This is a genomic window from Streptomyces sp. NPDC002104, assembly GCF_053593795.1.
The window spans coordinates 62,766-76,083 of record NZ_JBSFDF010000022.1; the positions used below are offsets into that span (position 1 = coordinate 62,766).

A 13,318-nucleotide genomic window follows, 5' to 3' on the forward strand; every position below is an offset into this window, starting at 1 on the left:
CCACCCATGTCGGCGATCTGCGCCGTGCTTCCGACCGTGACGGGCGACTACTTCGACCTGAAGTTCACGCCCGCCGAGCCCCTGGAGCAGTCGCCGACACTCTGGCTGTACGACCGCTCGGATCTGGAGAGCAGGTGCTGGGGAGGCGAGTACTACTCCTGCTACCTGCCAACTGCCGCCCCTCCGACGGCTTCCCGGCCGAGCACGCTCGTGATCGGCCTGCCGGAGAAACCCGCGAAGACCTCCACCGCGCTACGGCTCAACGCCACGTGCGCCCACGCCCCCTGCGGTCAGGAGGACCCGGTCCCCAGCACGGTGGGGCCGTCCACCGTAGGCCGGGGCAAGGTCACCATGACCGTCACGGGCACCGGTCTCAACGAGGACGTTGAGGTCTATGGGTCCAACGACAGGTTCGGGGCCCAGTCCAAGACCGTGTCCATCGCTTCCGACCGGCACAGCATGACGGTCGCCCTGGACCTCACGAAGGCCCCGCTCGGCCCGCTGTCCGTGAGCGTGACCGCGCGCGGCGACGAGTGGGTCAAGAGCACCGTCACCGTCGTCGCACCGATCCGTTCGACAGCCGCCCCCACCGTCAAGGGCACCGCGGTCGTCGGCGGCAAGGTCACGGCGACAACCGGCTCCTGGTCCCCGGCCGCCGACTCCCACACCTACCAGTGGCAGGCCGACGGGAAGACCATCGCCGGGGCCACGGCCGCCTCGTACACCCCGCCCTCCACCCTCCAGGGCAAGAAGCTCACCGTGGTCGTGACCGCCCGCAAGGCAGGGCACCCGGCGGTGAAGGCGACCAGCACCGCGGTACTGGTCAAGGGAGCCGCACCCAAGGCCACGAAGGCACCGTCCCTCACGGCAACGGCCAAGGTCGGCCGCGTCCTGACCCTGAGCCGCGCGACGGCAACCGTCACCGGCTGACCCAGCCGCTCGAATCCAAGCCCCCGGGGCGGTCATCCGGCCGCCCCGGGGGCTTTTGCGCCCGCGGGGGAGCGGAGCATCCTGCCGACAGGCGGACCGGCCGTGCCTGACAGAATCCGATCTTCGGCCTTCGACGATGGGGAACAGCGTGCGTGGCTTCATACGGGGAGTGGCGGCGCTCCTGGTCCTGTCCTGTGCCGCAGCGGGTTGCACCAGTGGGAAGACCGGAGGGACCGGAGGGACGGGAGGGACCGGGGAGAAGGGGCGGGCGATGCTCACCTCGGCGGAGCTCGCGGACGCCCTCTTGGCGGGCAAGCACTCCGGGTTCACCGTCATACCCGTGCGAGAGCCCCTGCTGGAGGAGGTGGACGTCGTCACGGCGTCCGATCCGGCCTGTCAGCCGGTGGCCGACCTGATGAGTGTCGAGCCCAGGCACCGGCCCACCGGCACCGTCTGGGCGGCGCTCCGGGACAAGAAGGGAAACACCGACGGGAGCATCGTGCTCTCCAGTTTCGCGGCAGGCGAGGCGAAGGACTGGATGAGCGAGCTGAACGCGGCTCTCCCCGCGTGCACGAGCTACTCGGCTTCCTCCCGGCGGGGCTGGTCGGACGACCCGGTCACCCTCGCGGCGCTGCCGTCCGCCGGCGTGGGTGATGAATCCGTCTCCTACTCGGTGACCGCCACCGACGCTTCCGGCAAGCAGCAGATCATGACGGTCGTGCGAACCGGTGGGTCACTGGCCGCCTACCTCACCACGTCGGATGGGCAACGGGTCCCTGCCTCGCTCATGGAGCGTCAACACGAGCAGCTGGAGGCGGCCGGATAGCGCACTCGGCAGGAGCCGCGTGCCCAGGAGGTTCAACGCCGCTGCTCGGACTCGCTGTAGAGGCGCTCGGCAAAGGGGCCGAGGGCCGTGCCGTAGCTGGCCTCCTCGTCACCCATGACGTTCACCGCGACGACCCGACCGGCGCCGGCCGCGTCGAGGTCGACCATGTACGGGCCTCCACTGGAACCGACACCCATCAGGCACGGAATGCGCAGGACGCCACGTCCCGGCCCCTGTTCGTGAGGGCCTTCGCAGTGCAGGACGCGCGTCGTGTACGGGTAGCCGAAGAAGTGCGTGCGCGCACCGGGCGCTTCGGAGAACGAGATCTTCTGGGCACCGGTCACCTCGGCGATGCTCCGTCCGTCCCACTCGTTCTGTGACTCCTGCTCCGCGGACTCCGGTCCGGGGAGGAGAAGGGTGCCGCGCGCATTCCTCGTGGCTCGGAGAGACGGGGATGGCCTGGTATGACGACCTGATCATGGGACGGCCCGAGGCAGACTAGTCGACGCCGACAGATCGTGCGGGACCGTCAGCGGGGCGATGCCCGGGCCGCGGCCGGGGCGATGCCCCGGACGGATCACACCGCCTAGGCTCGCCCCATGAACGACAGCACACACGGCATACGGATCCGGCCGGGCGGCCCGGCGGACGTACGGACCATTCTCGACATGCTCGACTCCGCGGTGGCCTGGATGAACGCCCGCGGGAACACCGAGCAGTGGGGCACGACCCCGTACTCGCTCGTTCCCGGCGGCGTGGAGCGCGTCCAGGGGTACGCGACCGAGAACTCCCCGTACATCGCGGAGCGGGACGGGGTGCCCGTCGGAGCCCTGGTACTGGACACCGGGCCCAGCCCGAAGATGCCGATGATCCCACCGGCCGGCGAACCCGAGCGCTACGTCCGCCTGCTGGTCTCCGACCGGCGCTACGCCGGCCTGGGCATCGGCGCCGCCCTGCTGACCCGGGCCGTGGAGGAGACCAGGCACGCCGGCGTGGACCTCCTGCGGGTCGACTGCTGGGCGGGCGGCACGGGCGAACTGGTCGCGTACTACGAACGCAACGGCTTCACCCGCACCACCCCGTTCCTCTCCGGCACCTGGCCGGGCCAGGTACTGGAACAGCGGGTCCAGGGGGTGGAGTAGGCGGCGTGCGGACGGACGGTGTCATCGGTTCCGCCATGGTGAAGGCGCCTGGCGCTCGGGGAGCGCACGCGTCCCGGGACTCCGCGGCTGCTGTCAGTGCCCTCTGTCACGATGCCCCGATCGCCGTCATGATCAGGAGAGACCATGGGTACGTGGGACACAGGCCCCTTCGACAACGACACCGCAGCCGACTTCGGTGGCGACCTCGACGAGGCAGCGGCAGGTGAACGTGAAGGTGTCGTCCGCGGCACGCTCACACGGGTGACCGACACCGTGGGTCACCTCGAAGCACCCGAATCGGAGAGGGCCGTAGCCGCGTGCGCCCTGGTCGCCTCCCAGTGTCCAGGGGGTGAGCCCTCCGATCCGGTCTATGGACCGGAGGAGCCCCTTCCCGACCTCACGGGCCTGCGCCACCTCGCCCTCCAGGCCCTCGAACGCGTCATGACCGAGCCGTCGGAGCTGATGGACCTCTGGGCGGAGTCGGATGGCGGGCCCTGGCTCGACAGCATCCGCCGCCTACGGAACGTGCTGCTCACGCGGCCTCGGGTCTAGGGCCGGTCTCGCACCCGGCTGGGGAGCGGTGGGCGAACCTGATGAACTGCCCTCCGCTGACCCGGTCCAGAAGGAGCCCTACGGTGTCCGGTCGGCCCGGACCCCCGCCGGGGTGTTGCGTACCGCGGCCACCAGGAGGGCGAGTTCCGGGTTGAGCGCGGCCTCGTCGAGGGCCTCGCGCAGGGCGGTGTCGTTGGTGGGGCGGGCCTCGGACAGGAGGGTGAGGCCCGCCGGGCTGACCTCGGTGTAGATGCCCCGGCGGTCGGTGTCGCACAGGTAGCGGCTCAGCAGACCGCGGTCCTCCAGGCGGCTGACCAGCCGGGTCGTCGCGCTCTGGCTGAGCACCACCGAGTCGGCCACCTGGTGCATGCGCAGGTGGCCGCCGGGGCCGCTGTGCTGGCGGCTGAGGACGTCGAGCAGGGAGTACTCGCGCACGCTCAGGTCGTGTCCCGCCTGGAGCGCGCGCTCGATGTGCGCTTCGATCCGCCCGTGCAGGAGGGAGAGGGCGCACCAGCCCTGGGAGAGGGCGGTGAGTGCGCTGTCCGTGGCCGTCATGGCTTCCTCCTCGAAGGCGTGTGACTCCAGGATAGGGCACGTCTGCAATTGCCCGCGCTTGCAAATATCCCGCGTCTGCAATTAATGTGGACGCAGGCAACCCGCTGTCGGCGGCAATCGCCCCCGGCCCGTCCCGTCGCCCTTTCCTTTCCCCCTCGCTTCTCTCCCCTCTCTCCCTCCTCTCCCGCTCCCCTTCCCCCTCCCCTGAAGCCCCTGCAACTCCTGAAGGGCACCCCTCATGCCTCTCGCACTCCTCGCACTCGCCATCGGCGCCTTCGGGATCGGCACCACCGAATTCGTGATCATGGGCCTGCTCCCCGAGGTCGCCGGCACGTACGGCGTCTCCATCCCCACCGCCGGATTCCTGGTCACCGGCTACGCCCTCGGCGTGGTCCTCGGCGCCCCGCTGATGACCGTGCTCGGCACCCGCATCCCCCGCAAGCGCATGCTGATGCTGCTCATGGGCCTGTTCATCGTGGGCAACGTGGTCTCCGCGCTGGCCCCCGTCTTCGGCGTCATGCTCGCCGGACGGGTCGTGGCCTCCCTCGCCCACGGCGCCTTCTTCGGCATCGGCGCGGTCGTCGCGGCCGAGCTCGTCGCCCCGGAGAAGAAGGCCGGAGCCATCGCCATGATGTTCACCGGCCTGACCGTGGCGAACGTCGTCGGCGTCCCGCTCGGCACCCTCGTCGGCCAGCACCTCGGCTGGCGGGTCACCTTCCTGATCGTCGCCTCGCTCGGCCTCCTCGGCCTGCTCGGCATCGCCCGGCTCGTCCCCGACCTGCCCCGCCCCGAGGGCGTACGGATCCGCCACGAGCTGGCCGCGTTCCGCAACGTCCAGGTGCTCCTGGCCATGGGGATGACCGTCCTCGGCTTCGGCGGGGTCTTCGCCGCCATCACCTACATCACCCCCATGATGACCAACGTCGCCGGCTTCGCCGACACCTCCGTCACCTGGCTGCTCGTCCTCCTCGGCCTCGGCATGGTCGCGGGCAACCTCATCGGCGGCCGCTTCGCCGACCGTGCGCTGATGCCGATGCTGTACACCTCCCTGGGCGCGCTCTCCGTGGTCCTGGCCGCCTTCACCCTGACGGCCCACACCCGGGCCGGAGCCGCCGTCACGATCTTCCTCATCGGGGCCCTCGGCTTCGCCACGGTGCCGCCGCTGCAGAAGAGGGTCCTCGACCAGGCCGCCGGCGCCCCCACCCTGGCCTCCGCCGTCAACATCGGCGCCTTCAACCTGGGCAACGCCCTCGCCGCCTGGCTCGGCGGACTCGTCATCGCCGCCGGCCTGGGCTGGACCGCACCGAACTGGGTCGGCGCCGCACTGGCCGCCTCGGCGCTCGCCCTCGCCCTGGTTTCCGGCGCGCTGGAACGGCGTACGGGGACCCGCGCGGCCGGCGAAGTCGGCAGCCGGGTCATCGCGGCCGGCGCCCCGGGCGCCCCCGGCACCCCGGCGGGCCGTACCGCCGTGCCGGCCCACCACTGATCCACCCAGTCCCCCCCCGCATCCCCCACGTCACAGGAGTCCCGCATGTCCACCCCCACCCCCACCCGTACCGCCGTCGCCCCTCTCACCACCGCGGACGCCGAAGCGCTCGTCGCCGCCGCCACGGCCGCCGCCGGGGCGGCCGGGGTCGCGGTCAGCGTCACCGTGCTCGACGCGGGCGGCCACCCGCTCGCCTTCCGGCGCGACGACCGGGCCGTCCTGATCTCGGGCGAGACCAGCACCCGCAAGGCCTTCACCGCGCTGCAGCTCGACGCCCCGACCGCCGATCTCGTCGAGGCCGTCCAGCCCGGCGGCCCCTTCCACACCCTGCCCACCGCCCTGGACCGGCCGCTGCTGTTCATCGCGGGCGGGCTCCCGGTCCACCGCGACGGCCGGCTCGTCGGAGCCATCGGGGTCGGCGGCGGAGCCCCGGCCCAGGACCACGGGTTCGCCGAGTCCGCGCTCCGCGTCCTGGCCTGATCCCCGCTCGGAGCCCCGCCCGGAGCCCCACCCGGAGCCCCACCCGGAGCCCAGGCCGAAGCCCCGCCCGACACCGGCCCGGAGCTCCGCCCGGGTCGCGCACCGCGGTCCCCCGTGCCAGGTTGGTACGGGGGACAGGTGCATGATGCGACAGACGACGAAGCCCTCCGGGCGCAAGCGCAGCCACGTCATCGCGACGGCCACGGTCGCCGCGCTGGTCACCCTTGCCGCCGTCCCCGGCTGCGCGTCCGGGGCGCCCGCCCCGGGGGACGCCCGGACCCGGGCCGCGGCGACCACCCCGCAGGGCGCGACGACCCCCGCCGCGACCCCGACCACCGCGCAGGCCCCGTCCCCCTCGCCGACGCCGCCCTCGGCCTATCCGCTGTCCAAGGCCCCGCGCACCGTCCCCGCCGTACGGGAACACGTGCCGGCCCGCGGCCCCGGCTGGCGGCCCGGCGCCGCGGCGCGGGTCGTCGTACCGCCGGGCGACAGTGCGGCCCTGGCGGACGAGGGCAAGCTGCTCGCCGGGGAGCTGGGCATCGGCTTCGCCGAGTCGGCCACCCCGCGCAAGGGCGACGTGGAACTGGCCCTCGGGGCGAAGGGCTCCGGCGCGCCCGAGTCCTACACCCTCACCGTGAGCGACGGGCAGGTCCGCATCACCGGACCCGACGAGGCGGGCGTGTTCTACGGCACCCGCACCCTCAAGCAGGAGGTGAGCGGCGGCGGTTCGGCCCCGGAGGGCACCGTGCGCGACGCCCCGGCCAAGCCGCAGCGCGGGCTCAACCTCGACATAGCCCGCAAGAACTTCACCCCGGACTGGATAGAGGACCGGCTGCGCGAGATGGCCGACCTGAAGCTGAACCAGCTCGGCCTGCACTTCTCCGACGACCAGGCCTTCCGGATCGAGTCCGACACCCATCCCGAGATCGTTTCCAATCCCCACCTCACCAAGGCGCAGGTGCGCGAGATCACGGCGCTCGCCGCCCGCCTGCACATCGCGGTCGTCCCCGAGATCGACTCCCCGGGCCACCTCGGAGCGGTCCTGCGCGCCTACCCGGCGCTGCAACTGCGCGACGTCCAGGGCCGGGCCGTCAAGGGCGCGGTCGACATAGCGAACCCGGCGGCGGCGAAGCTCATCGACGAACTCCTGCGCGAGTACCTGCCGTTGTTCCCCGGCGCGATCTGGAACGTGGGCGCCGACGAGTACCAGGCCCTGGTCTACCGCGATCCGCAGACCTCCTTCCCGCAGCTGACGACCGCCGCCCGGAAGCGGTACGGGCCCACCGCGCGGGTACAGGACCTGGCGACGGGCTGGCTGAACGACCGCGCTGCCGTGGTCCGTTCGGCGGGCCGCGCGCCGGCGGCGTGGAACGACGGCTTCTTCACCGGCGGGATCGCCCAGCCCGCCCGGGACATCCAGGTCGAGTACTGGACGGGCAAGGAGAACGGGGCCCGGCCGCCGCTGGAGTACCTGCGCGAGGGCCGCAAGGTCGTCAACCTCAACGACGAGTACCTCTACTACGTGCTGGGGGAGCCGAACCAGTTCACGTACCCCGACGGCCGGCGCATCTACGAGCAGTGGACCCCGCTCGTCCTGCGCGGCACCAGCGCCGTGCCCGCGCGGTACGCCGGACAGATCCTGGGCGCGCGTTTCGCCGTCTGGTGCGATCTCGCCGGAGCCCAGACTCAGGCCCAGGTCGCGGCCGGGATCCGGCTGCCCCTCGCCGCCCTGTCCCAGAAGGTCTGGGACTCCCGCACCCCGGCCCTGGACTGGCCGGCCTTCAAGGCCCTGGCCGACCGGCTGTAGCGCGACGCCGTCCGGGCATCTCCGCGTCGCAGCGTCCCGGCGTGTCAGCTCCCGGCGTCTCTCGGGTCCCGTCGTCCCGGCTCCCGGCGTCTCGGCTGCCGAAACCGGCTGGCCGGGCCCCGTCCGCTTTGCTTGGATGCGGGCATGGACGACAGCGCGCTGACCTCGCCCGAGGGCTACGAGATTTCCACCGACCCCGGCCGCCTCGACCGGGAGCTGATCCACCGGTGGCTGTCCGAGGACGCCTACTGGGCGCTCGGGCGGAGCCGGGAGAAGCAGGACGCCGCCATCGAGGGGTCGCTCAACTACGGGGTCTACGACTCCGTGTCCGGCCTCCAGGTGGCCTACGCGCGCGTGGTCACCGACCGCGCCACCTTCGCGTGGCTCTGCGATGTGTACGTGGACCGGGGCGTACGGGGCAAGGGGCTCGGCACCGCCCTGGCGGGGGCGGTACGGGACCACCTCGCCCCGTACGGGCTGCGCAGGATCCTGCTGGCGACCGCGGACGCCCACGCGGTGTACGCGAAGGCCGGCTTCGAGCCGCTCACGGCCCCGGAGAAGTGGATGGCCCTCGGCGTGCAGTAGGGCCGTCCTCTTCGCCTACCAGATGGAGTTGACCCACTCCGGGTGGTCGATGAACGGGTTCCGGTTGTGCTGGTAGGTGTCGTAGATGACCTGGTTGCGGCGCTGCTCGAAGGCGTCCGGCGGGTCCTGCAGGTTCCACTGCTTCAGCACGCTGAGCTTGCCGAAGAGGGGCGCGCTGCCGTTGTTGACCTTGTCGTTCATCTCCAGGTCGGCGAAGCCGTCACCGCCGTCGTAGCGCACGGCCATGTACAGGACCATGCGGGCGACGTCGCCCTTGACGGCGTTGCGCGGCTCGAAGGAGTCGGCATCGGTGAGGCTGCCGGGGGCCTCGGAGACCGGACCGCCGCCCAGGTCGAAGTCCTTGTTCCCGCGGGTGCTGTTGACCGTGACGTCCTCGGGCCTGAGGTGATGCAGGTCGGTCCCGGGACCGGTGGCGGTGCCGAAGTCCCCGTGGCTCTTGGCCCAGACGTGCTCGCGGTTCCAGTCGTTGGCGCCGCCGCCGTTGGTGGACTTCGACTGCGAGCGGCCCGAGTAGACCAGGATGACGTTGTTCGGGTTCGCGGGGTCCTGGTCGGTGACCTTCAGGGCGTTCCACACGCCGTCGTACGTCACCTTGGACTGGGTCTTGATGATGTTGTGCAGCGCCGTCTTGAGCGCCGCGCCGGTCTTGCCCTCGGCGGAGGCGTAGTAGGCGTCGACGGCGGAGACCGAATCCGTCGCGGGGGCGGCCGCACCGCGCTGGCCGGCCGAGGCCGAGGCCGGGATCCATATGAGGGACGCGGCCGCGAGGCCGGCTGCCCAGGGAGTAAGGCGCGAGATTCTCATCACGTGGGGGTACCTCTCCACACGCACCGCTCCCGCCCGGGGAATTGGCGGGGCATCAGGTGGCAGAGCGAGGTTCACATTGTCATGTGCCCAACAGGTGAAAAGCACGTGTCGGGAGCCGGGATTTTCTACGCGCGTCATGTGGGTGATTGGCGGAAGAATCCCTATGCAGAATCGGGCGGTCTTGGCACGGTGGCGGAGGCCACACCGTGAACAGCCCTACCAGGAGCAGCCCATGGCACCGAAGATCCTCATCGTGACCGGCGACGCGGCGGAATCTCTGGAAGTCCTCTACCCCTACCAGCGCCTGATCGAGGAGGGGTACGAGGTCCACATCGCGGCGCCCGCGGTGAAGAAGCTGCGGTTCGTCGTGCACGACTTCGAGGACGGCTTCGACACCTACACGGAGAAGCCCGGCTACACCTGGCCCGCCGACGTCGCCTTCGCCGACGTGGACCCGGGGGAGTACGCGGCGCTGGTCGTCCCCGGCGGGCGCGCCCCGGAGTACCTGCGCAACGACCCCGAGGTGCGGCGCATCCTGGCGGCCTTCGCCGGTGACGACAAGCCGATCGCGCAGATCTGCCACGGCCCCCTGATCACCGCCGCGGCCGGTGCGCTCGACGGCCGCCGGGTCACGGCCTATCCGGCGCTGGAGCTGGACATGAAGGCGTCCGGCGCCGTGTTCGAGGACGCCGAGGCCGTCGTCGACGGCACGCTGGTGTCGGCCCGCGCGTGGCCCGACCACTCCGCCTGGATGCGGGAGTTCCTGACGGTACTGCGCGCCAAGGCCCCGGTCTCGGGCGGCTGAGCGTCCGCCGGCGCGGCCGCGGAGCCGGGAGGCGCCGCGGCCGCGTAGGCCGCGTAGGCGGGAGGCCGCGTAGGCCGTTAAGCGGCGTATGCCGTGAGGGCCGGGAGGCCGGGGCCGGGACGTCGAGGGCGGGTTCCGGCCACTCGGCGGGCCGCGGTCGGCCGCCCCGACCCGTCGCCACGACCGGTTGGCCCGGCCGGGGCTGCCCCGGCCGTCGTCAGTCGCCCGTGGTGATGGCGGGCGCCGGCTCGTACTTGTAGTCCGGGCCGAAGTTCCTCTTCACGGCCGCTTCCCAGGTGCCGTCCTCGACCATCTTGCGGATCGCTTTGTTGATCTTGACCTGGAGCTCGCCGCTGCCCTTCTTCATCCCGATGCCGTAGTTCTCGCTGCTCAGGCTCAGCCCGATCAGCCGGAACTTGCCCTCGTTGCCCTTGCGGGCGGTGTAGCCGGCCAGGATGGAGTTGTCCGTGGTCAGGGCGTCGACCAGACCCTCCTTGAGGGCGACCACGCACTCGGAGTAGCCGCCGAGCTGCAGGAGGCTCGCCTTGGGGGCCAGGTTCTTCCTGACGTTCTCCGCCGAGGTCGAGCCGGTCACCGAACACAGCCGCTTGTTGGGGTTGTTGAGGTCCTCGGCCTTGGTGATCGTGCGGTCGTCGGCGCGGACCATCAGGTCCTGGTGCGCGAGGAAGTAGGGGCCCGCGAAGTCGACCTTCTGCTTGCGCTTCTCGTTGATCGAGTAACTGGCGGCCACGATCTGGACCTCGTTGTACTCGAGCAGGAGCTCGCGGTCGTTGCTGAGGACCTCCTTGAAGACGATCCTGTCCTTCGTGTAGCCGAGCTCCTTGGCGACGTACGTCGCCACGTCCACGTCGAAACCGGTGAAGGTGCCGTCGGGCTCCCGCATGCCGACGCCCGGCTGGTCGAACTTGATGCCGACGGCGAGGGTCCCCTTGTCATCGTCACCGCCACACGCCGATGCGGTCAGGGAGAGACCGATCACTGCGGCGATCACGCCGGCCTGGGGAACCTTCATGCTGCACTCTTTCCTGGGGTACGCGGATACGCGCGGTCGCGGGCGGCGGGCGGAGCCGCGCGAGGGCGCGCGGAGCGCACCCGGGACCGGGCCGGGGCGCGGGGAACCGCGGAGGCCGGTGGACGCGTATATGAGGAAGCTAGGAACTCGTCGGGCGCAGTGTCACGACATCTGAGCAAATCTTGAGGGTAACGATCCGGAACGGCGGCAGATCCTGCGGCGGATCCGGCTTTCAACGGGAGAGGAGCCGGTCGGTGGCCGAAAGCGGAGTACGGGTCGAGGGGAACGCGCTGCTGCTGGGCGAGGGGGCGCAGGTCCGTTTCATGCGGACGCTGCGGCTCCCGGAGACCGGTACGCACAACCTCCCCCCGGGGCTGGGGGAGTTCCCGCTGCGGCGGGTGGAGGACCATCCGGACACGGTTCCGGCGGACTGGCTCGCCAAGGGCGGGGTGATGCTCCCCGTGTACCTGCGCGAGGCGATGTGGCTCAGCTTCGGCGGCACCCGGGAACCCACCGCGCTCCAGGTCGGTGTCGGCAAGGTGTGCGCCGTCTCCGGCGAGCGGTGGACGGGCGCGCTCGGGCGACGGCCGCAGAACTACCTCGTGCTGCCCCGCCAGCCGTGGCTGGACGGGATCAATGCGGGCACGGGGACGGTCCGACAGTTCGTCGCCGTCCCGCTGGGGCTCGGCGCCACCGTGGAGGGCCAGGTCACCGGCGAGGAGACCGCGGGCGGCGTGCAGCTCCAGGCCTTCCCGCTCGGTGCGAAGGCGCTGGCGCGGTGGCGGGAGGAGGAGCTCGAGCGGGCCCGCACGGCCGGGTCCGCCCGGGTCGGCGGCATTCCGTACGGGACCCTGCCGCCGGGGAGCCACCCGGGCGGTGGGTACGCGGGCGGTGGGTACGCCGGCGGGGGCTACGGAGCGGCCCAGGGGATGCCGCCGGCGCCCCCGATGGCGGCCCCGGCGCCGGGTGGGCTCGTGGGCGGGCCTCCCGGAGCCCCCGCGGTCCCGGCCCCGGCCCGGGCCGCGGGGCCGCTGCGGCGGCAGGGCGGCGGGCCGGTCCCGCAGGCGGCGCCGGCGATGGGCCTCGGCGTCGGCGGCTCCATGCGGCAGGAGGTGTACCGCGACGACCGCAAGGCGAAGGACTGGGCGCGCGAACCCGCCGCGCGGGTCTTCGTCCACCTGGTGACCCCGCCCGCGTGGCGCCGTATCACCGGTGAGGAGCCGCCGCCCTCGCCCGTGGACCGGGCCGCCTACACCAAGGCCGGGCTGCCGTGGTTCGACTACTACGACGCGGACGAGGCCGCCGCCGACCTCGCGCCCTCCGGCACCCTCGGCGAGGTGCTGCCGGTGGGCGAATGGCTCGGCGCCGACGAGGCTCCGTGGGCGGAACCCGCCCCCGGCCAGATCGCGCCCCTGGGGAACGCGCCCCGGCCGGGCAGGCCCGTACAGGACGGGAACTGGTAGCCGGCGCGGAACCCGCCGGGCCCTCTCCGAACCCGCCGAGCCCTCTTCGACCCCGCCGAGCCCTCTCGGAACCCGCCGATCCCTGAGAACCGTGCCCCCTCCGGGCCCGAGGCCCCGCCTTAGCCCCGTCCCGTTCTCCGGACTGGCCGGGAACGTACGGTCGTTCGACCCCCGGGGCGGGACCCGTGACAGCATGGCGGGGCAACGCACGGTGTTCGGAGGGGGAGTTCGGTGAGCGGAGTACGCAAGGGCCTGGCCAAGGTGGAGATCGCGCTGCGGTGGGATCCCAGCCCGGCGGGAGCGCCCGTCCACGACCTCGACCTGCTCGCGGCGGTCTACCCGGCGGCGGACCCCTACGGGGAGCCCGTGTACCTGGTCCACTTCGGCAGCCGGGCGCCCGACGGCACCATCACACTGAACCGGGACAGCAGGACCGGGCTCGGGCTGGGCTTCGACGAGGTCATGACCGTCGAACTGAACCGGATCGCGGATGAGTTGAACCGGGTCGTGGTGGGCGTGGTGATCCAGCGGCCGGGCAGCGGCCCGGCGGTCACCTTCGCCGAGGTTGCGGGCAAGGGGCTGCGCGTCCGGGAGGGCTACACCGATCTCGCCGTGGACGACCTCGCCGGCTTCGGCGCGGCGAGCGCGGTCACGGTCGCCGAGTTCACCCGCGACGCCGAAGGGGTCTGGTCGATCGACCCGACGGTACGGGGCTTCGATGCCGACCCGGAGGAGTTCGCCCGGGCGATGGGCGCGGCCCGGAACTGAGCCGGCCGCGCGGATCGTAGCGGCGGGCGGGGCGCAGGGAGAGCTGTAGAGAGAGCCG

15 protein-coding genes are annotated in these 13,318 nt (G+C 72.1%); 11 read left to right on the forward strand and 4 right to left on the reverse strand.

What is annotated here, in order from left to right; all coding sequences use genetic code 11:
* Positions 1-6: 6 nt before the first annotated feature.
* Both ACWCP2_RS19990 and ACWCP2_RS19995 read left to right on the forward strand, forming a co-directional pair.
* Positions 7-930, forward strand: a complete 924-nt coding sequence (locus ACWCP2_RS19990) for a hypothetical protein (protein WP_450909912.1) — start codon at positions 7-9, stop codon at positions 928-930.
* A 271-nt stretch (positions 931-1,201) separates the two neighbouring features.
* The gene (locus ACWCP2_RS19995; RefSeq protein WP_450909913.1) at positions 1,202-1,756 is read left to right on the forward strand and encodes a hypothetical protein; all 555 of its coding nucleotides are present in this window, start codon (positions 1,202-1,204) and stop codon (positions 1,754-1,756) included.
* A gap of 32 nt (positions 1,757-1,788) precedes the next feature.
* Here ACWCP2_RS19995 and ACWCP2_RS20000 read toward each other — a convergent pair whose 3' ends face one another.
* Positions 1,789-2,100, reverse strand: coding sequence for a hypothetical protein (locus ACWCP2_RS20000; protein ID WP_450909914.1), 312 nt, complete (start codon positions 2,098-2,100; stop codon positions 1,789-1,791).
* A 255-nt stretch (positions 2,101-2,355) separates the two neighbouring features.
* Between ACWCP2_RS20000 and ACWCP2_RS20005 the strand changes: the two genes are divergently transcribed.
* Together ACWCP2_RS20005 and ACWCP2_RS20010 are read left to right on the forward strand one after the other, a co-directional pair.
* Positions 2,356-2,898 carry a GNAT family N-acetyltransferase gene (locus tag ACWCP2_RS20005; protein WP_450909915.1) on the forward strand — a complete coding sequence of 181 codons (543 nt, stop codon included), beginning with the start codon at positions 2,356-2,358 and terminating at the stop codon, positions 2,896-2,898.
* A 144-nt stretch (positions 2,899-3,042) separates the two neighbouring features.
* Positions 3,043-3,450, forward strand: a complete 408-nt coding sequence (locus tag ACWCP2_RS20010; protein WP_450909916.1) for a DUF4259 domain-containing protein — start codon at positions 3,043-3,045, stop codon at positions 3,448-3,450.
* Positions 3,451-3,528: 78 nt separating this feature from the next.
* Here ACWCP2_RS20010 and ACWCP2_RS20015 read toward each other — a convergent pair whose 3' ends face one another.
* Positions 3,529-4,005, reverse strand: coding sequence for a MarR family winged helix-turn-helix transcriptional regulator (locus ACWCP2_RS20015; RefSeq protein ID WP_450909917.1), 477 nt, complete (start codon positions 4,003-4,005; stop codon positions 3,529-3,531).
* 238 nt (positions 4,006-4,243) lie between these two features.
* Here ACWCP2_RS20015 and ACWCP2_RS20020 point away from each other — a divergent pair, with 238 nt between their 5' ends.
* The 4 genes from ACWCP2_RS20020 (at position 4,244) to ACWCP2_RS20035 (ending at position 8,363) form a co-directional block, all read left to right on the forward strand.
* A complete protein-coding gene (locus tag ACWCP2_RS20020) occupies positions 4,244-5,491 on the forward strand; it encodes an MFS transporter (RefSeq protein ID WP_450909918.1) in 1,248 nt (415 codons plus the stop codon).
* 45 nt (positions 5,492-5,536) lie between these two features.
* On the forward strand, positions 5,537-5,971 hold the full coding sequence (locus ACWCP2_RS20025; RefSeq protein WP_450909919.1) for a GlcG/HbpS family heme-binding protein: 435 nt from the start codon (positions 5,537-5,539) through the stop codon (positions 5,969-5,971).
* Between the two features lie 145 nt (positions 5,972-6,116).
* Positions 6,117-7,778 (forward strand): beta-N-acetylhexosaminidase, encoded by a 1,662-nt coding sequence (locus tag ACWCP2_RS20030; protein ID WP_450909975.1) that lies wholly within the window; start codon positions 6,117-6,119, stop codon positions 7,776-7,778.
* A 144-nt stretch (positions 7,779-7,922) separates the two neighbouring features.
* Entirely contained in the window at positions 7,923-8,363 is a 441-nt protein-coding gene (locus ACWCP2_RS20035; RefSeq protein ID WP_450909920.1) for a GNAT family N-acetyltransferase, read from the forward strand.
* 15 nt (positions 8,364-8,378) lie between these two features.
* On the opposite strand, the gene ACWCP2_RS20040 is transcribed toward ACWCP2_RS20035, so the two are convergent.
* Positions 8,379-9,188: an endonuclease I family protein gene (locus tag ACWCP2_RS20040; protein WP_450909921.1), complete on the reverse strand. Its 810-nt coding sequence runs from the start codon at positions 9,186-9,188 to the stop codon at positions 8,379-8,381.
* A gap of 235 nt (positions 9,189-9,423) precedes the next feature.
* Here ACWCP2_RS20040 and ACWCP2_RS20045 point away from each other — a divergent pair, with 235 nt between their 5' ends.
* Positions 9,424-9,996, forward strand: a complete 573-nt coding sequence (locus ACWCP2_RS20045) for a DJ-1/PfpI family protein (RefSeq protein WP_450909922.1) — start codon at positions 9,424-9,426, stop codon at positions 9,994-9,996.
* 217 nt (positions 9,997-10,213) lie between these two features.
* On the opposite strand, the gene ACWCP2_RS20050 is transcribed toward ACWCP2_RS20045, so the two are convergent.
* Complete coding sequence (locus tag ACWCP2_RS20050) at positions 10,214-11,029, reverse strand: glutamate ABC transporter substrate-binding protein (protein ID WP_450909923.1); 816 nt, start codon at positions 11,027-11,029, stop codon at positions 10,214-10,216.
* 254 nt (positions 11,030-11,283) lie between these two features.
* On the opposite strand from ACWCP2_RS20050, the gene ACWCP2_RS20055 reads away from it, so the two are divergent.
* The gene (locus ACWCP2_RS20055; protein ID WP_450909924.1) at positions 11,284-12,492 is read left to right on the forward strand and encodes a hypothetical protein; all 1,209 of its coding nucleotides are present in this window, start codon (positions 11,284-11,286) and stop codon (positions 12,490-12,492) included.
* A gap of 231 nt (positions 12,493-12,723) precedes the next feature.
* Positions 12,724-13,260 carry a TerD family protein gene (locus tag ACWCP2_RS20060; protein ID WP_450909925.1) on the forward strand — a complete coding sequence of 179 codons (537 nt, stop codon included), beginning with the start codon at positions 12,724-12,726 and terminating at the stop codon, positions 13,258-13,260.
* The last annotated feature ends 58 nt before the right edge of the window (positions 13,261-13,318 follow it).